18 protein-coding genes are annotated in these 25,663 nt (G+C 61.4%); 16 read left to right on the forward strand and 2 right to left on the reverse strand.

The window, feature by feature from the left end; translation table 11 throughout:
* The first annotated feature begins 176 nt into the window (after positions 1-176).
* From OKW29_RS04740 to OKW29_RS04760, 5 genes are all read left to right on the forward strand, one after another.
* Positions 177-725, forward strand: coding sequence for a fimbrial protein (locus OKW29_RS04740; RefSeq protein ID WP_429290168.1), 549 nt, complete (start codon positions 177-179; stop codon positions 723-725).
* Positions 726-824: 99 nt separating this feature from the next.
* Positions 825-1,589, forward strand: a complete 765-nt coding sequence (locus tag OKW29_RS04745) for a fimbria/pilus periplasmic chaperone (protein WP_429290169.1) — start codon at positions 825-827, stop codon at positions 1,587-1,589.
* Positions 1,590-1,787: 198 nt separating this feature from the next.
* Positions 1,788-4,439: a fimbria/pilus outer membrane usher protein gene (locus OKW29_RS04750; RefSeq protein ID WP_429290170.1), complete on the forward strand. Its 2,652-nt coding sequence runs from the start codon at positions 1,788-1,790 to the stop codon at positions 4,437-4,439.
* Between the two features lie 73 nt (positions 4,440-4,512).
* On the forward strand, positions 4,513-5,073 hold the full coding sequence (locus OKW29_RS04755; protein WP_429290171.1) for a fimbrial protein: 561 nt from the start codon (positions 4,513-4,515) through the stop codon (positions 5,071-5,073).
* A gap of 51 nt (positions 5,074-5,124) precedes the next feature.
* Positions 5,125-5,808 (forward strand): DotU family type IV/VI secretion system protein, encoded by a 684-nt coding sequence (locus OKW29_RS04760; RefSeq protein WP_429290172.1) that lies wholly within the window; start codon positions 5,125-5,127, stop codon positions 5,806-5,808.
* Positions 5,809-6,709: 901 nt separating this feature from the next.
* On the opposite strand, the gene OKW29_RS04765 is transcribed toward OKW29_RS04760, so the two are convergent.
* Entirely contained in the window at positions 6,710-6,889 is a 180-nt protein-coding gene (locus OKW29_RS04765; RefSeq protein WP_429290173.1) for a hypothetical protein, read from the reverse strand.
* Between the two features lie 79 nt (positions 6,890-6,968).
* Here OKW29_RS04765 and OKW29_RS04770 point away from each other — a divergent pair, with 79 nt between their 5' ends.
* The 11 genes from OKW29_RS04770 to OKW29_RS04820 all read left to right on the forward strand — a co-directional run bounded on the left by OKW29_RS04770 (position 6,969) and on the right by OKW29_RS04820 (position 24,342).
* Positions 6,969-7,484, forward strand: a complete 516-nt coding sequence (locus OKW29_RS04770) for an OmpA family protein (RefSeq protein ID WP_429290174.1) — start codon at positions 6,969-6,971, stop codon at positions 7,482-7,484.
* Between the two features lie 205 nt (positions 7,485-7,689).
* Positions 7,690-8,223, forward strand: coding sequence for a type VI secretion system contractile sheath small subunit (tssB, locus tag OKW29_RS04775; RefSeq protein ID WP_184068521.1), 534 nt, complete (start codon positions 7,690-7,692; stop codon positions 8,221-8,223).
* 46 nt (positions 8,224-8,269) lie between these two features.
* Complete coding sequence (gene tssC / locus OKW29_RS04780; protein ID WP_184068177.1) at positions 8,270-9,772, forward strand: type VI secretion system contractile sheath large subunit; 1,503 nt, start codon at positions 8,270-8,272, stop codon at positions 9,770-9,772.
* A 109-nt stretch (positions 9,773-9,881) separates the two neighbouring features.
* Complete coding sequence (locus tag OKW29_RS04785) at positions 9,882-10,364, forward strand: Hcp family type VI secretion system effector (protein ID WP_429290175.1); 483 nt, start codon at positions 9,882-9,884, stop codon at positions 10,362-10,364.
* Between the two features lie 140 nt (positions 10,365-10,504).
* On the forward strand, positions 10,505-11,050 hold the full coding sequence (gene tssJ, locus OKW29_RS04790; protein WP_429290176.1) for a type VI secretion system lipoprotein TssJ: 546 nt from the start codon (positions 10,505-10,507) through the stop codon (positions 11,048-11,050).
* Positions 11,051-11,055: 5 nt separating this feature from the next.
* Positions 11,056-12,405 carry a type VI secretion system baseplate subunit TssK gene (gene tssK / locus OKW29_RS04795; RefSeq protein WP_429290177.1) on the forward strand — a complete coding sequence of 450 codons (1,350 nt, stop codon included), beginning with the start codon at positions 11,056-11,058 and terminating at the stop codon, positions 12,403-12,405.
* Entirely contained in the window at positions 12,402-13,736 is a 1,335-nt protein-coding gene (gene tssL / locus OKW29_RS04800; protein ID WP_429290178.1) for a type VI secretion system protein TssL, long form, read from the forward strand. Before tssK ends, tssL begins: the two co-directional genes overlap by 4 nt.
* A 13-nt stretch (positions 13,737-13,749) precedes the next feature.
* Entirely contained in the window at positions 13,750-17,715 is a 3,966-nt protein-coding gene (gene tssM / locus OKW29_RS04805) for a type VI secretion system membrane subunit TssM (protein ID WP_429290179.1), read from the forward strand.
* Between the two features lie 33 nt (positions 17,716-17,748).
* Positions 17,749-20,535: a type VI secretion system Vgr family protein gene (locus tag OKW29_RS04810; protein ID WP_429290180.1), complete on the forward strand. Its 2,787-nt coding sequence runs from the start codon at positions 17,749-17,751 to the stop codon at positions 20,533-20,535.
* An 89-nt stretch (positions 20,536-20,624) separates the two neighbouring features.
* On the forward strand, positions 20,625-20,891 hold the full coding sequence (locus OKW29_RS04815; RefSeq protein WP_090810707.1) for a PAAR domain-containing protein: 267 nt from the start codon (positions 20,625-20,627) through the stop codon (positions 20,889-20,891).
* 16 nt (positions 20,892-20,907) lie between these two features.
* Positions 20,908-24,342: an RHS repeat-associated core domain-containing protein gene (locus OKW29_RS04820; protein WP_429290181.1), complete on the forward strand. Its 3,435-nt coding sequence runs from the start codon at positions 20,908-20,910 to the stop codon at positions 24,340-24,342.
* On the opposite strand, the gene OKW29_RS04825 is transcribed toward OKW29_RS04820, so the two are convergent.
* Positions 24,247-25,650: a GlcNAc-transferase family protein gene (locus OKW29_RS04825; RefSeq protein WP_429290182.1), complete on the reverse strand. Its 1,404-nt coding sequence runs from the start codon at positions 25,648-25,650 to the stop codon at positions 24,247-24,249. The genes OKW29_RS04820 and OKW29_RS04825 overlap by 96 nt on opposite strands.
* Between the last annotated feature and the right edge of the window lie 13 nt (positions 25,651-25,663).

The following is a 25,663-nucleotide window of genomic DNA, read 5'->3' on the forward strand; positions in this document are numbered from 1 at the left end:
TCAGTTCGAGGAATCGACACGCCGTTTCTCGACTGACCTATTTGGTCTTTCATTTTGGGTATCGGCCCATTAACACCGATCTTCTTCAATGACATCATTCCTCTGCCTTGACGATCGCTGGACGTCCCGGCTTCACAAGGGTTTGTAGTTCTGAAATGGCAACAAAGAGGAATCTCATGAAAAAACAAGTAACGCAACTCATGATCGCGCTGATGGGCCTGTCCGTCGCGCCGATGGTTTTCGCTCAAGCTGCACCGGGCACAGGTCAGGTAACGTTCAATGGAGAGCTGTATGACGACACCTGTGTGATCAACTCGGGTGACGAGGACCAAACGGTCACGCTGCCTCGGGTGTCTTCGCAAACGCTGCCTGCGGCTGGCGCAGTCGGCGGGTCCACGCCTTTCAACATTTCGGTGTCGCAGTGCCCGGCAACGCTGAAACAGGTCGCGGCGCATTTCGAGACCACGAACATGGACCCGGTTACGCGTAATGCCATTAACCAGGCAACTACCTCGCCGGCCCAGTACGTCGAAGTGCAATTGCTTGACCACAATGGCGCGAATGGCACGATGTCGGTGCTTCCGCTGGGCAGCACGGGCGAGTTCGTTGATGTTGGGAGCGACGGTACGGCAACGATGTACTACGCCGGCCAGTACTATGCAACAGACAGAGCCACGGCCGGTAACGTGACGGCTGTTGTTCGCTACACGTTGGCATACCAGTAAGCGAATCTAAGCCGAATGGCATCGGGTTGCTCTTCTAGTTCGAAGGCAACCCGAAGTGGCATTCCGCTTATCTGTCGCGTGGAGGAGCGAGTGTCTTCAATGAAGTTTCCAATGTTGTTCGCCGCAGCTGTCGCCTTAAGTGTGACCTCGTTTGCTGCACAAGCTGCTATCACCATTACCGGTACCCGAGTTATTTATCCGGCGCAAAACCGTGAAGTCAATGTTCGTTTGAACAATGTTGACAGCCGTCCGGTCCTGGTCCAGGCGTGGCTGGACGACGGCGATGCGGCAGCTGCCCCGAATGAAATCAAGGTGCCGTTCACGTTACTGCCGGCGGTATTTCGGGTCGAGCCTCACAGAGGGCAGGCTTTGCGCATCATGTTCACAGGCGGCGACATGCCGAAGGACCGTGAGGCTGTCTATTGGCTGAACGTTCTCGAAATTCCGCCGAAGCCTAAGGACGCTGATGACCGGAACATGATTCAGCTCGCGTTCCGAACGCGTATCAAGATGTTCTACCGGCCGGTATCGTTGCTCGATGACCCAACGGCGGGGCGGGCCCAGCTGAAGTGGCATGTCGAGCTAAATGACAAAGGTCAGAGCATCGTTCGTCTGGACAACCCTTCGCCCTACTACATTTCCGTCGGCACGGCAGAGGTAGAAACGGCAGGCAGGAAAGTCGCTCTTTTGCCCGATATGGCACCGCCGTTCGGGCACGTCGATCTCCGTCCACAAGATGGAAAGCTGGATATCAAAGCTCCTGCCACCGTTTCCTATACGGTTCTGAACGACTTCGGTACAGCGATCAAGGACTCGGCGGAAGTGACAGGTGCTCAAAGCGCGGAAGCGCAAAAGAATCAATAATTGAAATACGGGATGTCGGGCGTGCGGAATAGTAAGACGGCGGTTGAAAGAGTATTCAGTAATGTCCCTTTCCGGTTTCACCCACTGGCTTGGGCGGCAATCATAGCGTCGGGCTGGGTCTTTTGCTCAAATTCCGCGGTCGCCGCGTGCGCGCCGGACTCAGCGGCGACGCCATCCAGCGACTGCTCGGCGTCCGAGTTGCCGCAACAGGCAGCCGGTGTCGACGGAGAAGCTGCGCGTACGGATCCGTCATCTACCACGGCGACATCAAATGCGCCCGCTGCGGAAGTTCCGCAAGAAGTCGAGTTCAATCCAGCATTCTTTACGGGCAACGTCGCCGATTTGTCACGCTATACGCGAGGCAATCCTGTTGCTCCCGGTGTTTATCCGCTCGAACTGCTCGTCAATGGTAAGAAGCGTGGACGCTTCGATGTCCTGTTTCAGGCAGTGCCGGGCTCGGATATCGCAACGCCCTGTTTCACGATGCCTGGCCTGGACCGCGCTGGCGTAGATACCGAGCGCGTGGCCCAGCGGTTGAAGGAAGCAGGAAAGGGCGACTTCGACAATACGGACGCGTCAGTGCAATGCGTCCCGCTGGTTGAAGCCGTACCGGGATCGGTTGCATCGTTCAACACCGCCGATCTGCAACTCGATCTGTCGATTCCACAGATCGAATTGCGCAAGGAGGCTGCCGGTTACGTTGATCCGTCCCGTTGGGACAACGGGATCAACGCAGGCTTCGTGCAATACAGTCTCGCCGGCTATACGACTCACCAGAACAATGGTAGCGGAGACTTCAGCAGTGTCTACCTCGGTCTGCAAAGCGGATTCAACGTGAACGGCTGGCGTTTCCGCCAGTGGTCCACGGTAAGCTCGCAGAACCGGGGTTCCGGCACGCATTGGCAAAGTGTCGCGCTGTTTGCGCAACACGATGTCACGGCGCTTAAGAGCCAACTGACGATCGGCGACAGCTCGACGAGCGGTGACGTCTTCGACTCATTCAACGTGCGTGGCGTCCAGCTTTCGAGCGACGACCGCATGTTGCCGGATTCCATGCGCTCCTACGCGCCGGTTGTGCGTGGCGTGGCTGATACCAATGCACGCATCATCGTGCGTCAGAACAACATCATCGTGGCCGAGACCAGCGTGCCGCCGGGGCCGTTTGAACTGAACGACCTGCCGGCTACGGGTTATGGCGGCGACCTTCAGGTCACTATTACAGAATCCGACGGCCGTCAGCGGACTTTTCTGGTGCCGTTCGCGTCCGTCCCGCAGTTGCTGCGGCCTGGTGTTGCACGTTTCAATCTGACGACCGGTGTCTATCGCGATACCGTGCTGAATAACCATCCGTGGGTGGCGCAGGCGGTTTATCAGCGCGGCCTGACAAACCTGTTGACCGGCTACACCGGTGCACAGTTTGCGGAAGGTTACTGGGCTGGCCTGGTGGGTGTCGCGCTCAATACGCCGCTCGGCGCATTCGCGTTTGACGTAACGGCGGCGGGAACGAATATTCCCGGGGTGTCTGGTGGTCGTCCCGGCTACAGTACGCGGATCAGCTACAGCAAGCTCCTTCCAGGGCCCAACACGAATTTTTCGGTTGCGGCTTACCGATACTCGACCTCACGCTTCTATAGCCTGCATGACGCGATGTACGCGCGATATGGCTCCCGAGACACCACGGGTCAGTATGACTACCGCACGCGCAGCCGTCTGCAGCTGAATATCAACCAGCCAATCGGCGAGTCGAGTTCTTTTTATATCGCCGGCAGTTCGCAGAACTACTGGGGCGCGTCGAAGGGCTACGATCTGCAATATCAGGTTGGTTTCAACAGCGCGTACAAGCGGGTGTCCTACTCGCTATATGCGCAACGCACGCGCCTGCAAAACTCGAAGATCAGCACGCAGGTAGGTTTGAACCTGACGATTCCGCTCGGCAAGGTCGACTCGAACGAGCATCATATGTTCGACTATCTGACCACCAACGTTTCGCGCGGCTCGAACGGGGATAGCACAATTCAGGCCACTGCGTCGGGCAACACGAGCGGAGCCACGCCGATCGCCTACGGTGTCAACGCGTCACGGATCGTCGCCGGCGACAATCGGACCGTTTCCGCGGGTGGTTATGCGATGTATCGCGCGCCGTTCGGTACCTACAACGTCAATGCATCGATCAGCAATCAGACCCGTCAAGCCGCGTTCAATGCCGACGGCGCGGTCGTCGTTCACAGCGGCGGCATGACGCTGAGCCCGCCGCTTGGGCAGGCGTTCGCGCTCGTCGAAGCGAAAGGCGCGGAAGGTGGCCGGATCATCAATGGCCAGGGTGCAAGGATTGACGCTAACGGCTATGCGGTGGTGTCTTCGCTGATGCCATACCGGGTCAACACGGTCGCGCTGGATCCGAGCGACGTGTCGCTCGACGTTGAACTGGGCAACACGAGTGAGGAAGTCGTGCCGCGCGCGAGTTCGCTTGTCAAGGTGAAGATTGCGACCACGCAGGGCACGCCGATTTTCGCCGAGGTTTTGGATCGGGAAGGCAAAGCGATGCCGATGGGCACCGAGTTATTCGACGAGTCCGAGAAATCGGTGGGCATCGTCGGTCAGGGTGGCCTCTCATACCTGCGCGGCCTCGAGCACGAAGGCAAGCTGCTGGTGCGCTGGGGCAATCGCGCAGCGGAGCAGTGCGTGATGCCCTACACGGTGCCGGACGACGACAAGGCGGACAGCGGTCAGCGCGCGGGGATCGTTGCGCGCATCAAGCTGAGCTGTGATCCAGCGCTAGTCTGGTCTCCGCCGGCAAAGTCCGTAGCGCGACGTTCAGCGGGCGCGGCGCTTGTCAGTTCGCTTCGCTGAAGTGCGCAGGTCGATACCCGGTCAGCTCCAGCGCTGCGGCTTAGATGATTCCGCCGACAGTAGAGGTCAGAAAATGAAAAATATTTGCAGATACTTTCGGATCGCCGGACTAATTTCCGGATTGATCGCAGGTGCACTGTTGGGATCGGTTTGCGTACATGCGCAAGGCTCGCCTTCGGTCACGCTCAATTTTAGTGGCACCTATAACGCGACGACGTGTGCGCTGGTGAGTTCGCCCGACATGACGGTCACGTTGCCGACGCTTTCGACGCGATCGCTGCCGACGGCCGGAGCTATAGATGGCTCAAAGGTCTTTACCATCACGATCCAATGTCCAAGCGGTGTAACGGGGGCGCGCGTGTATTTCGAGAGCGGTTCGTCGACCGATCCCAACACCGGGAATCTGGACCTGCAGAATGCGAGCGGGGCGGCGTCGGCAACGAATGTACAGGTCATGCTGGCCAATGCGGACGGATCGCGGATCAAGGTCGGCGACCGGTCTACGATGAGAGTCGTTCCGATCACGTCCACGGATCCGACGCCGGTGGATTTCATTGCCAGCTACTACGCAACCGGTCGAGCCACGGCTGGCACCGTCAATACATTCGTCACCTATGTCGTCGAAATGCCCTGAGGTGCCGGCGCGAATACGTTTCTTATTATGTTTGACTCAACAGTCGCGCTCATGCGAGCGACTGCGTTGCATGCAGCACTGCTGTCCGACGGCGCGGAGCTGCCGGCTATTCCTTTTTGGCGCGCGCGTTGCAGTACGTTGGTCGAGACGTTACAGCAGCAAATGCTGGAGCGAACTTTTCTGGCAACGGACATCCGGGAAGTCAGCCTCGCACAATGCGTTCTGCTAGATGAACTGACGTTGCATGCATTGCCGTCCAGGCAGCGCGAGGAATGGTTGCGTGACCCGCTGCAGATGCGTTTTCATGGCGTGCGCGATGGCGCCGCATGGGTATGGCACCGGATCGCGGCGGTGGTGGACGGCGGCGATCCGGACCCCGCCAGACTTGAGTTCTACACCATGTTGCTGGGGTTGGGCTTCGACGGCGGACGAGAAAACGCCAACGCATATCTGGAGCGTGCGAAATCGGCGTTGAACGGGCATCTGCGTCATAAGGCGGCGTTCTCCATACCCGACGCACCGGATAACGCCATGCCACCGACCAATTCGCTTCGGCCGTCGGACATGGCACGCATCTCACATTCACGCAGAACCGCCGGCGGGGTGATTGCTGGTGCGGTTGCCATCGCGTCACTATGGACGGCGATGGACCTTAGTCTGGACGTTGCGACACGCGGTCTACCTCAAACGTCGTCGCCGCAGAGTAGTCCTATGCAGACGGAGCGTTCGCAATGATTTCCGGAAACAGCTACCCGGCGGCGCTGATCTGGATCGCTGTCTCCGTAGTTGGACTGATATGGCTATGTTTGCCGCTTGCTCTTCAACCAGCGTGGCCCGTTGTGCTCAGTCTTGTTCTGTTGACGGGGGTGGGCGCCGCCGTTTTGCCAGCTTACGGGCGATCGCATCCGACCCACGAGGATCAGGATTTTCAGCTCGGGAACGTGCGTCAGTTATCGATCGTTCTCGTCGTCGGGCCGCATGCCGGCGCGTTGTTTGCACGCGATGGCCAGACATCCACACTGCGACGTAACGGTGATGCGCTGTGGTTGCGTGTCCGGTCCCCGCAGCAGTTGTCCAGCGTGTTGGCCACGGTGATGGAGTCGCATCAACGTCCGCCAGATGCCGTGTTGATGCCCGTCGTTCCCGACGGTGAGTGCGACGATGCTGTGATTCGCCGCGAATTTTCCCGCTGGAAGCATCAAATCGACGCTTGCATCGGTCCCCGGGCGTTCGTATTACCCTGCTATATCGCGATCTACGCGTACCTCGGCTCGAATGGCGACCACGCAGTGGAACCGGTCTGGTTCGGCGATGCCATGAATATCTCGACGATGCAACCCGCGACCGCAACCGCGCGGCAACATGTGCAAGCGCTCAGGCAACAACTGGATCAGGCTTGGCTCGCTGTCGCCCACCCGGAACGTGCGTCGCGTGCCGGTCTGGGGCATGCAGTGTTCGACTGGCTAGAAGATGAGGCGCTGCTATCGATACTTTCATCGCTCGCGAACACCGCGCCGTTCTCGCTGCGCGGCTTGCTATTGGCCGACATCGGACACCCACCGATGCGTCCAGGCGCATGGACGCGATGGCTCACCGGCAAGACCGCGCTGCGGCCGCTGCTGACGAGGCCGAGGGCTCAACCGAAGCCGCTGTCTCTGCCTTTACTTACGACCATCGCGCGGAACGACAGATTCCGGGTTTCGAAGAGCGAGTGGGCCCGGTCGTATTCCGGAAGCTTGCACGCGTTGGCTGCGTCGGTGGTCGTCCTGATGGTGTCGATTGGTGTCTCCGCATGGTCGAACAGCAGGTTGGTCACGCGAGTCGCCGACGACCTCGAGGCTTACGCGCATATACCCACAGCCCGCGCGGATGCGAAGCGTGAGCGATTCGAATCGTTGCGCAGACAATCCGCCGAGCTGGCTCGCTATGCGAGCAACGGTGTGCCGACCGGGCTCGGCTGGGGACTGTATCGGGGCAAGCAGTTGCAAGTCGCGCTTGAACGCGTGACCGCGACATCGCATTCCCCCACGATCGCCGCGCATTCCCCGCCCCTTGCTGTGACGATCGACAGCCTCTTGTTATTCGACAGCGGCAAGACGACGCTCAAGTCAGGTGCAGAGCCAAGGCTCCACGCGGTTCTCGATCTGATTCGCGCGAATCCCGACAAGCGAATTCTCATCGCGGGTCATACTGACAACGTGGGTGCCAGCGTCGCGAATCAAAAGCTCTCCGAGGCACGCGCGCGGGCCATCCGCGATTGGTTCGTCAACACGGCTACGTTGCCCGTCACACGTTTCGCAATTCAGGGGTACGGCGATACCCGGCCGATCGCCGGCAACGAAACTAGTCAGGGGCGCGAGATGAATCGTCGTGTCGAAATCACCGTTGTTCCCGATTCAGGCACGCACTGAAAGTACTCGTCGCGGATCGTCCTCTGGGAGCCTGCGTTCGCGCACGCCAACCCGGCCTCGCTTTTGCGAACGGGACAGACTTTTGGGCAACCGCCCATATCGCCGCGCTGCTCCGAGACATAACATCATCAGCTTGCGGATTTCATACGAAAGCGAGCGGTGTCGCCGCTCCTTCTTTTACTTGAGCGAACAACCTCAGAGCACTATGTCGGCTTCTACCAGTTCTCAAAAATTCATCGCACGTAATCGTGCCCCCCGCGTCCAGATTGAATACGACGTCGAAATTTACGGTTCGGAAAAGAGAGTCGAACTCCCGTTCGTGATGGGCGTCCTCGCCGACTTGTCGGGCAAGCCGCTCGAACCGTTGCCCGCCGTCGGCGATCGTAAGTTCTTCGATATCGACATCGAGAACTTCGATGAGCGAATGAAGGCCATGAAGCCGCGTGTTGCGTTCGCGGTGCCCAACACGCTGACGAACGAAGGTCATCTGATGGTCGATATCACGTTCGAAAGCATGGACGACTTCTCGCCCGCAGCCGTCGCGAAGAAGGTTGACGCGCTTGCGCAGCTACTCGAGGCGCGTACGCAACTCGCCAATCTGCAAACGTATATGGATGGCAAAAGTGGCGCGGAAAACCTAGTCAGCAAGGTGTTGAGAGACCCAGCGTTACTCGAAGCGCTCGCAAAGGCGCCAAAGCCGGAAGCGGCATCCGCCGGCGAACCGGTGACCAACGAATGATTTTTGCTTTCCGCACGAAAGCACAGCCTGAAACAATGGGGAAATGATGGCCGAACTTCAAGCGAACACGCGCGCCAAGGCAACGGCGAGCGTGACCAATCAGTCCGATTTCAATGCACTCCTATCGCGCGAATTCAAGCCCAAAACGGAGCGCGCGCGCGAGGCTGTCGAGGGGGCTGTCCGGACGCTCGCTCAACAAGCACTGCTTACATCGGCAACGGTGTCCGACGACGCGTACAAAAACATAGAGTCAATTATTGGGGAGATCGATCGCAAATTATCCGAACAGATCAACCTGATTCTCCACCATGAAGATTTTCAGAGTCTTGAAAGCGCATGGCGTGGGCTTCATCACCTCGTCGCGAACACGGAAACGGATGAGAAGCTGAAGATCCGCTTTATGGATGTGTCGAAGGACGACCTGCGTCGCACAATGAAGCGCTATAAAGGGATTGCGTGGGACCAGAGTCCGTTCTTCAAGCAAATTTACGAGGAAGAATACGGGCAGTTGGGTGGCGAGCCGTACGGCTGTCTCGTCGCCGACTACTACTTCGATCACACGCCGGCCGATGTCGACCTGCTGGGCTCGATTGCAAAGGTGGCGGCAGCGTCGCATGCGCCGTTCATTACGGGTGCGGCACCGTCCGTGCTGCAGATGGACTCGTGGCAGGAACTCGCCAACCCGCGCGACCTGACGAAGATTTTTACGCAAAACCTCGAGTACGCACCTTGGAACTCGCTGCGTAGTTCGGAAGACGCGCGCTACATCGGCCTTGCAATGCCGCGTTTCCTTGCACGTCTGCCGTATGGCGTCAAGACGAATCCTGTCGACGAATTCAATTTCGAAGAGGCGACCGCCGGCGCGGATCATCAACGCTATGTATGGTCGAACGCGGCCTACGCAATGGCGGTGAACATCAACCGTTCGTTCAAGAACTACGGTTGGTGCACGCTGATTCGCGGCGTGGAAAGCGGTGGGGTAGTTGAAAACCTGCCGTGTCACACGTTCCCGACGGATGACGGTGGCATCGACATGAAGTGCCCGACGGAAATTGCGATCTCCGACCGCCGCGAAGCGGAATTGTCGAAGAGTGGTTTCATACCGCTCATTCACCGCAAGAACACTGACTACGCGGCGTTCATCGGCGCGCAATCGTTGCAGAAGCCGGTCGAGTACCACGATCCCGACGCAACTGCGAACGCGAATCTATCGGCACGTCTTCCGTATCTGTTCGCGTGCTCGCGCTTTGCGCATTACCTGAAGTGCATCGTGCGCGACAAGATCGGCGCATTCAAGGAGCGGGACGAAATGCAGCAATGGCTCAACGAATGGGTCATGAACTACGTTGACGCCGATCCCGCTAATTCGTCGCAGGAAACCAAGGCACGTCGACCGCTGGCCGCGGCCGAAGTGGTCGTCGAGGACGTCGAGGGAAATCCGGGATATTACCAGGCGAAGTTCTTCCTGCGTCCGCATTTCCAACTTGAAGGTCTGACGGTTTCTTTGCGTCTCGTCGCGAAGCTGCCGCTCGTGAAGGATGCAGCCTGATCTGACGTCTACCGTCCATTCGGTGAATGAGCGACGGACAGGCGCTCACTAAATATGCCTGACTTTCATTGAGCATCTTTAAAACTAATCGGTACCAAGGAGTATTTTTATGGCGCAAGACATCTTTCTCAAGATTAACGGGATTGATGGTGAGTCGGCAGACGCTAACCACAAGGACGAAATCGATGTTCTGAGCTGGGCGTGGGGCGTTACGCAGCAATCGAATATGCACGTTGGTTCCGGTGGTGGCGCTGGCCGAGCCACGGTCGAGGACTTCACGTTTGAGCATTTCATCGATCGTGCAACGCCCAACCTGACGCAATACTGCCTGACCGGTAAGCACATCGACGAAGCCAAACTCGTCGTGCGCAAGGCTGGCGGTAATCCGCTCGAATACATCAAATTCACGATGAACGACGTGCTGGTTACCTCGGTGCATCCGTCCGGCGTCAGCGACAGTGAATCGCGTCCGTGCGAAACGGTGCGTCTGTCCTTTGCTCGCCTGAAGCAGGAATATGTGGTGCAGAACGCGCAAGGCGGTAGCGGCGGTGCGATCACGGCGACCTTCGATATCAAGAAGAACACGGCCTAAATCGCACATTTTCCTGAATCTTGGCACGACGACCCTTTTGTCCGGGACGCCGTGTGAAGGTTGTTAACCGGGATGCCCGGCTGGATGCAGGCATCCTGGTTCATTCAGGGCGATGTGCGAGATCACCTTGATACCGTCAGATGGTTTCGATCTTTTTTTCCCGCTTCGCGATATGGCTGCGTATCGGGGGCTGGCTAGCCCTAAGCGGGGCGAGCACATGGCTGTCCGGGTGCGCTACCGCGTCGGCTCCCGTTGTCAAGGAGCGAACGACCCTCCGGCTTCAGATCGCGGCAAACGAGAACGTCAATCCGAACGAGTGGGGAACGGCGGCGCCGATCCTCGTGCGGGTCTACGAACTGAAGTCGCCGACGGCGTTTCAAACCGGCGACTTTTTCACGCTGCAAAGCGACGACAAAAAAGTCCTTGGCGACGATGTGCTGGTCGTTGACGAATTTATTCTGCGTCCCGGCGATACACGCGAGATCGTCCGGAAGTCGAACCCCGCCACTACCGCAATTGGCGTGCTGGCCGGCTACCGGGATCTCGGGAAATCGGTCTGGCGCGCGGTTTACCGGTTGCCAATCGCGCCCGACGCCGCATGGTACAGGATGGCTCTTCCAGACAAGGAACAGAAGCTGACGATCCAGCTCGATCAGCGCACTGTTTCGATTTCAAAGTCAGACTAATTTCGATGAGTTGGTATAGCAAAGTTGTTTGGAGCGAAGGACTCTTCCTGCGCCCGCAATTGTTTCAGCAGCAGGAGCGGTATTTCGAGTCGTTCGCGCATCGCCGGAGCGCGCCGATGAGCCCGTTTTTCTGGGGCTTCAGCCGTTATGAAATCGATCAGGAATCGCTCGCGTTCGGCAAGCTGGTGTTCAAGAGCGGGCTCGGCGTATTTCCAGACGGCACACCGTTCGAGGTGCCTGGCCTGACGCTGCCCCCGCCCCCACTGACGATCGGACCGGAACATCAGGAGCAGGTGATTTACCTGGCGGTCCCGCTTCGCTTGCCTAACACCGAGGAAACCGCCTTCACCGAGCAGAGCGGATCGCTGGCCCGTTACCATGCGTACGACGCCGAACTGCGCGACAGCAACGCGATCGGCCAAGGTCCGAAGCCCGTCCAACTCTCGAATCTGCGCTTGCGGCTGTTGCCCGAGAAAGAGCTGACGCAGTCGTGGATCGGGCTTGCGCTGACGCGCGTGAAGGCGCTGCACGCCGACGGCGCCGTGTCGCTGCACAGCGCCGACCACATTCCGCCCGTGACCGGTTACGGCGCGAATCCACTGCTGCGCGAATGGGCGATGCAGCTGCACGGCCTCGCGCGACTACGCGCCGACGCGCTCGCCGCCCGTCTGTCAGGTGCTGATGGCCGTACGGGCGCGGCGGCCGAAGTGGCCGACTATCTGCTGCTCCAGGTGCTCAATCGCTATGAGCCGCTGCTCGAGCATATTTGCCAACTCGAGGAGACCGCGCCGGTGACCCTGTATCGCGAGCTCGCGCTTTTCGCGGGCGAGCTTTCGACCTTCGTGCGTCCGCAAACGCGGCGTCCGCGGGCGGCGCCGGGCTATGACCATGCGCAGCTCTACCGCAGTATCAGGCCCCTCGTCGAGGAGGTTCACTATCTGTTGAACCAGGTGTTGATTCGTGGTGCGCAGCCCATTCCGCTTATGGAGCAGGCGCATGGCATCCGTACGGCCGCCATGCTGCCGAACGAATTGGCCGGCTATTCGAGCCTCGTGCTCGCCGTGGGCGCGCAGATGCCTTCCGAATTGCTGCAGCAGCAGTTTCTTGCACAAACGAAGATCAGTCATCCGCAGCGCTTGCCGGAATTGATCCGTTCGCACCTGCCGGGTCTGGCAGTAGCGGCGCTGCCGGTTCCTCCGCGCCAGATTCCGTTCAACTCGGGCTTTATCTATTTCGAACTGTCGCGTACCGGACCGTTCTGGGAACAGATTGCGCGGCACGGAGGGCTTGCCATGCATGTCGCCGGGCACTTCCCGGAACTCAAGCTTGAGCTGTGGGGCGTGCGTCAAAAATGAGTGCCGGTGCATACGGGGACGACGCGTTCGAGTTTCTGTTGAACCCCGACAACTCTGCTTCTGGCCGGAGCCAGCCGTCTGCCATTCCCGCTGGACGTTCCACAACCGCGGGTGTCGCCAATCAGGAACCGGTGGTCGATGCGGCCGCGTTCGATCCGCCGGAACAAGTGCAGACGCGTCTGGAGCGCATGAAGGCTGCGCGCAATCCGTTGTGTGAAGCCGCGCAGCCTTTGTTGCGCATGCTGGCGGACATGCCGGCTTCGCTCGATTCGTTGGCTGCGGTTGCGAGCTTGCGCTCGCTGCTGGTGCGTGAGGTCGCCGCATTCCAGAAGGTCTGCGACAAAGCGAGTTTGCCGTGGAAGCACGTGGCGGCTGTCCGTTACGCGCTGTGCACCGCGCTCGACGAAGCCGCCAACCGCACGCGTTGGGGGAGCGGTGGAATTTGGGCCGCGGGGGGGCTGCTGCTCAAGTTCGAAGGAGAAGTGGACGGCGGCGAGAAGTTCTTCCTGCTGATCGGCCGCATGGCAACGGATCCCCAGGAGTACATCGACGTCCTCGAGGTGTTGTATCGCATTCTCAGCCTTGGATTCGAAGGACGCTACAGTGTTGCCGCGGACGGTCCACGTCATCTGGAGCAGATTCGGCAGCGAATGCTGACGCTTATCAGCGGCACGCGGGACACGATGCGGCTCGAACTGTCGCCGCACTGGCGCGGCAAGGAGCCGGGCAGGATGCGGCTGCTGAAAAGCGTGCCGGTCTGGGCAACGGCGGGCGTCGCTGCGCTATGTGTGTTCTCGCTGTTCGCCTGGTACAAGTATCGGCTTCTGGCGCAAAGCAATGCGCTGGAAGCGAAGATTCTCGCGATCGGAGAGCCGATCAAGGTCGCGGCTCCGGTCGTTCACGAGCGCTTGCGCCTGTCGATTTTGCTGAAAGACGAGATCGCTCGCGGCCAGGTCTCCGTCGAAGAGAACGCGAGCAGCAGCCGGGTCGTGTTCCGTGGCGACTACGTGTTCCTGCCGGGGCAAAGCCGCATTCGACCGGAACTGGATCCGGTGTTGACCAAGGTCGCGCAGGAGGTCGTCCGGGTCGGCGGCAATGTCACGGTGACCGGGCACACCGACAACCAGCCGATTCATACGGCGGAGTTTCCTGACAACCTGGTGCTATCGGAAAGGCGCGCCGCGTTCGTCGCCGACGTATTGAAGGCGCACGGCATGCCCGGCAATCGCATCGAGGCTGTCGGCAAGGGCGATACACAACCTGTCGCGGACAACAGTACAGCGGAAGGTCGTTCCCGCAATCGACGCGTGGAAGTCTTCGTCACGCATTAACGGGAAAGCCTTGATGTCTTATTTGAACCGCTTATCGAAACTTGTGCTCACGCGCCAGACGCTGGTGCTCGCCGCGATCCTCGTGACTGCTGTGGCCGTCTGGTTCGTGGGACCTCTGATTGCATTTGGCGACTACCGCCCACTCGAGAGCGTGCTCTCGCGCACGCTGTCGATCGTCGTGCTGTTATTGCTGCTGCTGTTCTGGCTGCTCGGCTGGTCGCCTGGCGTCATCGGCGTCGCGATGCTGTGTCTCGCGCTCTGGTATTTCGGACCGATACTCGCGTTCGGCCAAACGCATCCACTCGGCACCACATGGTCCCGCGTGCTGCTGATCTCGGTGCTGCTTGCCTGCTACGCGATCTATGGGCTGTATCGTCTGTGGCGGGCAGTGCGCAGCGATGACGTGCTGCTGCAGCGCGTTCTGAACCCGTTCACGAAGAAGTCGGCCGCGACCCCTGTCGCACGAGACGAAATCCGCGCGCTTCACGCGGTCGTCGCGAAGGCCATCGACAAGCTCAAACGCATGCGCGGCGGACCGGCAGGGCTACGTCGTCTGCTCGAAAGCCAGCGCTACCTGTACGAACTTCCGTGGTACATGGTGGTGGGCTCGCCAGGCGCCGGCAAGACGACGTTGATCCTGAACTCGGGTCTGGATTTTCCGGAGGCGGATCAGATGGTCGCGGCGTCGCTGAGAAGCCGCGTCGAAACGGCGAACTGCGACTGGTGGTTCGCGAACGAGGCGGTGCTGATCGACACCGCTGGCCGCTATACGGTTCAGGACGCAACGTCGCAAGACGCCGCGAAGGTTGACGTCAATCCGGAAGACCTGAAGAGCGTGAACGAGGCCGAGTGGTGCGGCCTTCTGGGGCTGCTTCGCAAGCGGCGCCCGCGCGCGCCGATCAACGGTGCGTTGCTGGTCGTTTCGGTCGAAGAGTTGTTGACGCGCCCAGCGCCGGAACGAAAGGCGCTCGCCGCGTCCATGCGCGCTCGGCTCGGCGAGTTGCGCCAGCAGTTGGGGATTCGATTCCCCGTCTACGTGCTCGTCACGAAGCTCGATCTGCTGCCCGGCTTTGGGGAGTATTTCCAGTCGTTGACGGCGGAAAGCCGCGCGCAGATTTTCGGCTTCACACTGCCTTATCAGGAAGCGGCGGTACAACACGGCCGCGACACACTGCGCCTGAACTGCGCGGCCGAAATGCGTGAGCTGGAGCAGGGACTCGAAGACGGCGTCAACACGAGGCTGCAAGAGGTGTACGAGGTCGATCCGCGCAAGAAACTTTATGCGCTGCCGTCAGAATTTCGTAGCCTGTGCGCGGAACTCAATGAATTGCTCGCGCTGGTGTTTCTCGATTCGAAATACGACGACACGCAGTTGAACAGCACGCTGCGCGGCGTCTATTTCACGAGCGCGGCGCAAACTCACGAGGCCGTGTCCGCCGACAGCTCCACGCTCTTGCAGCGGCTGCGTCGCGGGCTCGCGGGTTGGTTCGGTGCCGCGCCGAAAACGGTTTCGCCGTCGTCCGGCGACGCAACGCCTATCGGCTATCGCGGCTATTTCTTGCGCAATCTGTTTCAGCGCGTGATCCTGGCCGAAGCGCATCTGGTGCGGCCGAACCTGTACTGGGAAGTCCGCTTCCGCGCGTTGCGTCTTATCGGACATCTGCTCGCGATCGTCGTGGCGGTGTGGCTGATTGGTGCGCTCGTCGTGAGCTTCGGCAACAACCGCGAGTATCTCGCCGCGATCGATGGCAAGGCCAATGCGCTCGTCGCGCGGGTCTTGTCGCAACGGAAGGCGCCGCAGCCCGGGACGATGGGGACGCTTCTGTCAGCGTCGCGTGACCTGCCTCAGTTCGACGGCATGGACCTCGACAGTCCCGGTGTCGCATGGCACTACGGGCTCTACACGGCGCCCGCCATCCGCGCCGCGGCCGGCGAGACTTACAACAATCTGCTGCAACAGATGCTGCTGCCGCAAGTCGTCGGCCGGCTCGAAACGGTGCTCGATACGCAAATCGGCGTACAGGACGCGGACGGCGTTTATCGCACGCTGATGGTCTACCTGATGCTGTTCGATGGCTCGCACTACGACGCGAAAGCGGTCAAGGCATGGGTGCTCGGCGACTGGGAACACGCCAACAGCGTCGCATCGCTCGGCGAGCGCAACGTGATGGCGCGTCACCTCGATGCGCTGATCGTGGAAGGGGTGCCCGCGGTGCCGGCAAGACCGGTGAATGCACGGCTCGTGCGCCGCGCGCGCGAGTTCCTTGGCCGCAATCCGGCGTCCGGACGGCTCTACGAACGTGCGATGAACGCCATGGCTCCCGAGGCGCCCGAGAACGTCACGCTGCTGAGCGCCGCGGGTCCGCAGGCCACTACCGTGTTCATGCTGGCCGGCGGTTCGACGCTCGCGCGAGGTATCCCCGGTCTCTATACCTACGACGGCTATCACGCCGTTTTTAACAAGCGCCTCCCTGATTTTCTCGAGCAGGCGCGAAAACAGGACGCTTGGGTGATGGGCGAGGCCGATGCGTCGGCGCGGCGGCGGCGGATGGCAAACGGCAACGCACCGCGCAAGGACAGGCTCGCCGACGATATCCGTCGCCAATACCTGACCGACTATGGCAATTACTGGAGCCAGTTTCTCGACGACGTGAGACCGGTGTCTGGCAGCGAAGGCACCCTGGCGCCCGATCTGCAGACGCTGCGTACGCTGGCTGCGCCGGATTCGCCGCTGGCGAGACTCGCGCGAACGGCCGCGCGCGAGACGTCGCTGTCGATCGTTGATGGCGCGGACGAGCCGTCGGCCGCCGGTAGTGCCATCAACGTGATCATGCGTCGCTCGCAGGCGGCGCGCGCGGCGAGCGCCGTGGCCGCAACCGCCACGATCGGTCAGCTCGCGCAACAGAAGATGGAACGTGAACTGGTCGACAGACGCTTTGCCGCGCTGCGCGAAGTCGTGACCGGCCAGGCCGATAGCGGGAGCGCGCTGCCTGGCGGCAGCGGCGTGCTGCAGCTGGGCGGCGTCATCGGGCTGATCAACGAGCAGTACACGCGATTGATGACGGCCGGCGACGTGCTCGCCACCAACAGCATGCCGCCCACGGATGACCTCGGCTCCACGATGCAGCTCGAGGCGCAGAAGCTTCCGCCGCCGTTTCGGGCCGTGCTCGTGGGCCTCGCGTCGCAGTCGATGCGCAAGGTGGACCGCAATGTCGGCTCCCTGCTCACGATGCAGGTCGAATCGAGCGTTGGCGCGCAATGCCGCCGTGCTGTCGAAGGCAAATATCCGTTTGCCGCGAGCGCCCAGGAAGTCGACATCGACGATTTCAATCGCGTGTTCGCGGCCGGCGGCCTGCTCGACGACTTCTTCCACAAGACGCTCGCCAGCCGCGTCGATACGAGCATGCGGCCATGGCGCTATAAGCCGGTCAGCCCGGGCATGCCGCCCATGCAGGGACCGGGCCTCGAACCGTTCGAGCGCGCCGCGGCGATCCGTCAGACATTTTTTCGCGATCCCGGCGCGACCCGGATGTCGTGGAACGCGGGCCTCAAGGTCGTGTCGCTGGACCCCGAGATTACCGATCTGCTCATCGACGTCGACGGGCAAAACCTGCGCTATGCGCATGGTCCGGTCACGACGTCCCCGATCACCTGGCCGGGGCCGCGCGGCGGTTCGATGGCCGGCCTCACCGCGAATCCACGCGTGCGTCCGGACACGTCGACCGTCATGACCGAAGGTCCGTGGGCGCTGTTCCGTCTGATCGACCGGGGCCGCGTGACGTCGACGTTGTCGTCGAGCCGCTCGGCGGTGGACTTCAATTTCGACGACCGGCACGCGGTCATCGAACTGACATCGGGCGGACATTCAGGACCGCAACTCACGGCGTTGCTGCGCGATTTTCGTTGTCCCGGTAGCGGAAACGCGATGGGAAGGCGAGCGGACGCGTCGTCAGGCTCCGCATTCGCCGACGAACTGTAGCGTCTTTTCGATATAGAGAATTTAGAGGAGTGCATGTCAAGTAATCCCTTGAACGCGATAAGTGTGCAAAGCCGCTCAGTGACCGTATCCAGCGCGGCGATACCGCGGTGGCCGGGGCAGACCGCGGACGGACAGACGCAGCCGGCGCTGGAGTTCATGTCACTGAACGGCGACGAGCATCTCGGCAAGCTGTTTGAGTACGAACTGCTGTTGCGCACGCCTGACGATTACACGGTACCGCTTGCCGTCAGTGCCAACCTCGACCTGAAGGCGCTGCTAGGCAAGGAAATGACCGTCGCGATCGACCTCCAGCCGAGCGCCGACACCGAAGCATGTCAGCGCGAAATCACCGGACTCGTCGTCGCCGCGCAATACCTGCGTCGGGAAGGCCGCTACAACGTCTATCGTGTCGTGCTGAAGCCGTGGCTGTGGCTGGCGACCCTGACGACCGACTACAAGATTTTCCAGAACAGGACGGTCATCGAGATCATCGACGAGGTGCTGAAGGACTATCCGTACCCGGTCGAAAAGCGCCTCGACGTGAGCCGCTATGCGCTCGAGGGTGAGAGTCCGACCAACGAACCGCGCGCGTTCCAGGTCCAGTACGGCGAGACCGATTACGACTTCATTCATCGCCTGATGGAAGAGTGGGGCATCTACTGGTTTTTCGAGCATGCCGACGGCAAGCACCGGCTCGTGCTGTGCGATCACATTGGCGCGCACCGCCACTCGCCGAACCCCTCATACCGGACACTGGCGTTCCAACCGCAGGGCGGCAAGACCGACACCGAATACATCAGCGCGTTTTCGACGGCCGAAGTCTTGTGCACCGGTCACTACGTGACGAGCGACTTCGACTTCACGCGTTCGCGCGCCGACATGCGGGCGATCAATCAGCAACCGCGCGACACCAGCTGGAACCTGCTCGAGCGCTACGACTGGCCGGGCGACTACACCGACAGCAGCCACGGTGAACTGCTCGCGCGTACGCGCATGGAAGCACTGCGCGCGCCGGGTACGCGAGCGAAAGGCGAAGGTAACGTACGGGGACTCGCGTGCGGGCAGACGTTCGTGTTGACCAACTACGACTATACGGCCGCGAACTGCGAATACCTCGTCATCGGTACGAAGCTCGACCTGACCGGTACGCCGGACGAATCGGGTAGCGGCTACGAATACACCTGCAGCAACAAGTTCGACGTGCAACCGACAAGCGAAGTGTTCAGACTGCCGCGGGAGACCTCGAAGCCGGTCGTCAACGGGCCGCAGTCGGCTGTCGTCGTAGGTCCCGAGGGCAAGGAACTGTGGACCGACGAATTCGGCCGCGTGAAGGTCCGCTTCGTCTGGGACCGTTACGGCCAAAACGTCGAAACCGACTCCTGCTGGGTCCGTGTGAGCCAGGCGTGGGCCGGTCAGGGTTTCGGTGGCATCTACATTCCGCGCATCGGCCAGGAAGTCATCGTCGACTTCTGGAACGGCGACCCGGATCGTCCGCTGATCACCGGGAGCCTGTACAACGCGGCGACGCGTCCGCCCTATGACTTGCCAGGCAACGCGACGCAGAGCGGTTTCATGAGCCGGTCGATGGAAGGGGGCCTGCAGAACTACAACAGCATCCGCTTCGAGGACAAGGCGGGTGCCGAGGAATTCACGTTGCAGGCGGAACGGGACATGAACCGCCTGACGAAGCTGAATGAGTCACACGTCGTCGGTGCCGACTACACGATCGGCGTGGCCGCGGCGCACAGCATGACCGTCGGGGCGACGTCCAGCACGATCGTCGGCGGCAAGTACTCGGTAAGGGTGAAGGGTGTCGCCTTCTATTCCGTGGGTCTTGCACACTTTGTCTCGATTGGCGGGGCGGAGGAGACCGCGGTTGGGGGTGCCTCCCTTCTGACGGTGGGCGGTGCACGTACGGTCACGGTTGGTGGCGCGTCGACGCACGCGGTAGGCGGAGCCTATTCGCTGTCGGCCGGGGGGGCGCTGTCTATCGTGTGCGGCAAGTCGTCGCTGACCATGAACAAGGATGGCGAGATCAAGCTCATTGGTAAGTCGATCCGCATCCAGGGTGACACCCGTGTCGTGGTGCAAGGCACGCCGCTGGACCTTAACCCCGGTGACAAGGAATGCGGCAGCGCAGTGACGGTGCCAGTTCCTGTAGTGGTGCTCGATGCGCTGGACGTTCCAGTTATTCCGCCACCTCCATCGGGCGAGCCGCTTCCGACGATATGTCCGCTGCCGACGGAAGAACCACTGCCGTCGGAAGAGCCGCCGCCGTCGGAAGCGCCGGCACCATCGGAAGAGCCGGCACCATCGGAAGAACCGCCGCCATCGGAAGAACCGCCGCCATCGGAAGAACCGCCGCCATCGGAAGAGCCCGCACCGTCGGAGGAGCCGCCACCGTCGGAGGAGCCGCCACCGTCGGAGGAGCCGCCACCGTCGGAGGAGCCGCCACCGTCGGAGGAGCCGGCACCGTCGGAGGAGCCGCCACCGTCGGAAGAGCCGCCGCCCTCGGAAGAACCGCCGCCCTCGGAAGAGCCGGCACCATCGGAAGAACCGCCGCCATCGGAGGAACCGCCGCCATCGGAGGAACCGCCGCCATCGGAGGAACCGCCGCCATCGGAAGAGCCCGCACCGTCGGAGGAGCCGCCACCGTCGGAGGAGCCGCCACCGTCGGAGGAGCCGCCACCGTCGGAGGAGCCGCCACCGTCGGAGGAGCCGCCACCGTCGGAAGAACCGCCGCCATCGGAAGAACCGCCGCCCTCGGAAGAACCGCCGCCGCCGATCGAAACACCGCCCGCAACCGGCTCAGACGCGTAACAGCGTATCTCGCAATACCGTGCAGACGGCGAATGCCTTCGCGCATCGCCCTGCACGGACGTTCAGTTTCCATGAGGAGAAAATCGATCATGTTTCCAGCGGCTCGCAAAGGCGATGCGATCGGACATGGCGGTTCGATCGTCTCGGGTTCCCCGACGGTCTTCATCAATCGATTGCCTGCGGCGCTCGTCGGTATGAGCTCTGCCGTTTGCGCGCTGCACCCGTGCTCGCAAGCTGTGGTCGCGGGTTCGGGTACGGTGTTGATCAACAACGTGCCGGCGGCATTGGTTGGCGGCAAGGTTTCGTGTGGCGCGCCGTGTTCCGCTGGCTCGCCAGACGTGCGCATCGGTTCATGATGACGATGGGGGCCATGTGACGACGGGAGTCGCGGGAATCGGCGGCGAGCTGGTCGGCTTGCCCGGCGTCGTATTGCCCCTCGCCAGTGTCGGACCGTTGCTCGATCGCTGTGAGCGGCTCGGCGACGTCGTCGACCGCTTTCGGATGCGTCGTGCGCTGTCGGGCATTCTGTGCGGCTCGGTCGAGGTAATCAGCGGCAGCAAAATCTGCCTACCTACCGACGAAACCGACTTCAGGCTGCGAGGCCGTCTTCCGCTCGTATGGTCGCGTTGTTATTCGAGCGCGCAGCACGCGCTCGGGCTGCTCGGCGTCGGTTGGCGCACGAGTTGGGAAGTCACGCTGCACAAGCGGGACGATCAACTGCTCTACACCGACGAATACGGCAGCACGCTCAGCGTGCCGTTTCCCGAGCGCGGGTCGCAGGTGATTGCGTCGGCTGCGCAGTTGCACATCGCGCATCTGAGCGACGGACGCCTCGTCGTCGCGGATCTGACGCCGCATTACCGCGTGTTCGGCGACTTCGACGCGAACGGAATCGCACGGCTCAAATACGTCGAGGATCTTCGTCAGCAGCGGATCGGCCTGATCTGGGATCCCGGCGGGCGCTTGCTGCGCATGCGTGGAACCTGCGGCCACGAGCTGCGCATGCACTACGAAGCGCGGATGGGCGCGCGTCTGAGCGCTGTCGAGTGTGTCGACGGCGGTCCCACCGGCGCGCTGGTCCAGTACGGCTACAGCCAGCGCGGCGAACTCACCGAGGTACGCAACCGGGTCGGCGAAATCGTGCGTCGCTTTGCATACCGCGATGGGCGGATCGTCGAAGAAGCCGACGCGCTCGGAATGGCGACACGCTATGTGTGGCAGACGATCGGCGGCGCCGCGCGCGTGATTCGACGAGTCACGTCAGAAGGCGCGCGTGAGCGCTTCGCCTACGACTTCGATAGCCGGACCAGTGAGGTCAGCGACGTCTTCGGCAACACGGCGCATTGGCAATACGACGAGCAGGGCCGCGTGCTGTCGCACACAGACTTCGATGACCGGCGCTACCGGTTCGACTACGGCGACGCTGTCGCGCCGCTCACCATGCAACTGCCCGGCGAGCGGGTGGTTCACGTCGAATACGACGGGCTCGGACGCGTCGCGTGTGAGACGGATCTCCAGGGCGCAACCCGCTCGACGCAGTATGCGTTTGCGTCACGCGAGCCCGTGTCAGTTGTGTTAAGCGATGGCCGTGTGTGGATGTGGGCACGCAACGATCGCTTGCAGCCGTTGCACTATCAAACCCCGTCTGGAGAATTCACGCGTTTCGAATATGGTGACGATGGCGATGTCGTGTGCTCGACGGATGCGCAGGGGGTCGCCACGACCTTCGCGCATAACGCGTGGGGGCAGGTGACACGTCGCACCGGAGTTGGCGGAAGCACGACGGACTACGAGTATGACGTCAATGGTTACGTAGTCAGTGTGACCGACGCGCTCGGCGCGGTCACGCGAATCGAGCGCGATGGGCTCGGCCGACCGTTGACCATCACGCGTCCGGACGGTCAGGCCGAGCGTCATGTGTGGAATGCGGCTGGCCAGCGGACGTCGTTCGTCGGCCCGAGTGGCCGAAGCCGGCACTGGTATCGAGACCGGCGCGGCAATGTCGTACGCGCGGTCGACGAAGAGGGGCACGTGATCGTGCGTCGATACGATGCGCATGGGCGCCCGGTTCGAATCGAAAGCGCGAACGGCGCGGTGCAGTTGCTTCGGTGGAATGCGAGCAGTTGCCTGTCGATCACGGATGCCGATGGCGTGGAACGCAACTTCGACTATGCGGATACCGGGCAGGTCCGTTGTCTCACGTGGCAGGCGGGCGGGCAACAGCGTCGCGAAACGTTCGACTACGACCGCGCGGGCCGTCTGATCCGGCGTGAGACCGCGCACAATCGCTATATGTATCGCTACGGGCCGCGCGGATTGCTCGACGGCGTGAGCCGCGAGCCAACACGAGAAGGCGAGCTACTCGGAATCGGAGCGGATGAGATCCGCTTCGAACACGACGCCGGTGACCGTCTGATCGCCGAGCACGGCGCAAACGGCACACTGCGCTACACGTACGACGTCGTTGACCGCCTTGTCGCGATTCAGCTGCCACAGAGGCAGGAGTTGCGTATGCGTCGCTTCGAAACTGGCGCTGTCGCGTTCGTCGAACTGGACGATCGACAGATTGCGCGCTTCTGGTATGACGCGATGAGGCGTCCGGTTGCGCGCACGCAAGGCCGTTTGCGCACGCATACGGGCTATTCGCCGCTCGGCTTGCCGGTGTGGTGGCGTTCGGTGACGGGGCGCGACGTGGATACGCCGGGCTGCGTGACAGAACCTGTCGCCGGATTGTGGCGCGAAGCCGATTACAGTCTCGCTGACGTGATCGTCAGGACGGGCGCCGAGGCCGACGGTCAGACGTGGTACGACTACGACCGGCGTGGCTGTCTGTTGCGCTCGGTGTCGGAGAAGGGGGACATCGAGTATTTCACGTGGGACGCCGCTGGCAATCTGCTCGATACGCCTGGCGGCAGCTGGTTCCCGGCCGCGTATCCCGACCACCGGTTACGGGAATGCCGCGGACATCGTTATGACTATGATGTGTGGGGGCAATTGGTGCGTAGGCGTGGCCGCAACCATACGCTATCGCTCGATTGGGATGCGGAGGGGCACGTCATCGCCGCGCATCGCAAGGGCTATACCGTGCGCTATCAGTATGACGCGATCGGTCGGCGTATCGGCAGGCGTGTCGAACCCGCTTCGTCACGGCGCGCGCAGCAGTCATCGACGCCGGAACAGGACGAGGTCACGCGCTATTTGTGGCAAGGACACAGACTGATCCAGCAGCAGCGCGCGATGGAACTGCGCACGTACCTGTATCAACCCGAGCCCGACCGCTCAACCGGCTTCGCGCCGCTCGCTTGCGTGGACCAGACCCTCACCGATGATGGCGCGATCAAGAACACGCAGGTCTATCACTATCACACTGACGTCGCCGGTACGGCCGTCGCGCTCACGGATGAGACCGGCCAGGTGGCATGGCGCGGGCGTTACCGGGCGTGGGGCAGTCTCGTGACGCCGGAGTGGCCAAGCAGCGACGCGTTTGCGCAGCCGCTTCGTTATGCCGGCCAATACGCGGACGATGAAACCACGCTGTACTACAACGGTGCGCGTTTTTATGATCCTCACGCGGGCCGCTACATCAGCCCCGATCGCAATGGCGAAGGCGGAGCCAGTCCGTATCGCTACGCGCCGAATCCGCTGACGTGGTGCAGTCCTGTCGGCCGCGCGACGCCGGAGGCGTTTCCGTGCGTCGTCCTCGCGGATGCGTCATGCATCGATGGCGCACCGGACCCGGCTCAATACCTTGCCGGCGTCGTCGAACAACTCCACGACGTAGCAGGCTGGGAGCTGGCCAAGTTCTGATTCGAAAGTCACATGGAAGTCGAGCCAGCCGTTTTTCCGGTATCGGGAAAGACCGCTGCCGTCGACGGTCTCGCGGCGCAGTACCGTCTCGTCGTTGCCGTAAATCACGACGGTGACTGACGTCGCGGCCCGCAGCGCGTGCTCGACGCCGGGCGTGACCAGATGCCTGTCGAATCCATTCTGATGCACGCACACACGGACGTCGTTTGCGCGTAGCAGAGAAGCTTTCCATGTCGCTTCGTCGGGACGTTGCGTGCCCGCGACTGGTGGAACATCATTCAATACCGACTGCTGGACACCGCGCCACTTGAAGCCGATGCCCGCGTAGGCCTCGTAATCGGCGAGCGTGCGTTCCGCTCCGAGTCCATACTTGCCGAACTCAATGTCAGCCAACGTTTCTCCGTCGATACCGAGCAGAGCACGATTGCGCTGCAACGAGCGCTCGTTGCGCGCGTGCCAGGGCTCGTCGATTTCACCCCGTTCCTTGGCCTCGTGATTGTGGTCGTTCCACATCTTGACGCGGTATGAGCGCAGATATTCGTGCCAACCGATCAGCCTGTGCGGACTGTACAGGTCATAGCCGTGGGTGAACGCACGGACGGCAAGCGAAATCTCCTCGCCGTGAAAGAAATAGTCAGGATCGTGCTGGACCGCCTGGGCAAAGTGACCGTCGGCAAATGCGAAGTGCGCGCTGAAGAAGCGCGAACGGACCGGGCGAATGCGCGTTCTCCAGTCGGAGAGTGTCTTCAAGCGAAACAGGACCACCCCTTCCCTGGAAAACCTTGCATAGGCCAATATCCCCGGCTCGTCGCTGGATCGAGCGTCGTCGTTCTCGGGGTCGTACATCGGAAGGTAGGCGGTCAGCACGGGTTTCGGACTTGCATCGCGTAAAGACTCCAGCATCTCGATTGCGAGCGTGTCCCATGCGTCGACGAAGCGGTGGTGCGAATCGAGTTGCAGCGTGTAGCGCTCGCCGCCGTATCGCTGTTGGACCAGATTGCGAGCCCAGCATGCGCCCTGCGTCATCATGTGGGGCACGTCGATTAATTCGATTTTCGCTTCACGAAGACTGAGATGTTGGATGGTCCAGCTGTCGGTCTGCTCGGTTCGCCAATTGCCAAAGCCGTGCTGCCAGAATTGGATCATCGTCTCGTCGTGCGCATGCTGCCAGCAGACGATGATCCGTAGTAGATCAGGTTTTCTAGCTTTCTGGATCAAATCCAGCAAGGTGGGGATCAACTGCGGGTCGCGATAACTCGCGATTTGCACGAAGATCGAGTGCGGCGGTGTGACGGATAACTGGGTCATGCGCGTTGATTCT

This window comes from Paraburkholderia sp. CI3 (assembly GCF_050436505.1).
GTDB lineage: Bacteria > Pseudomonadota > Gammaproteobacteria > Burkholderiales > Burkholderiaceae > Paraburkholderia > Paraburkholderia tuberum.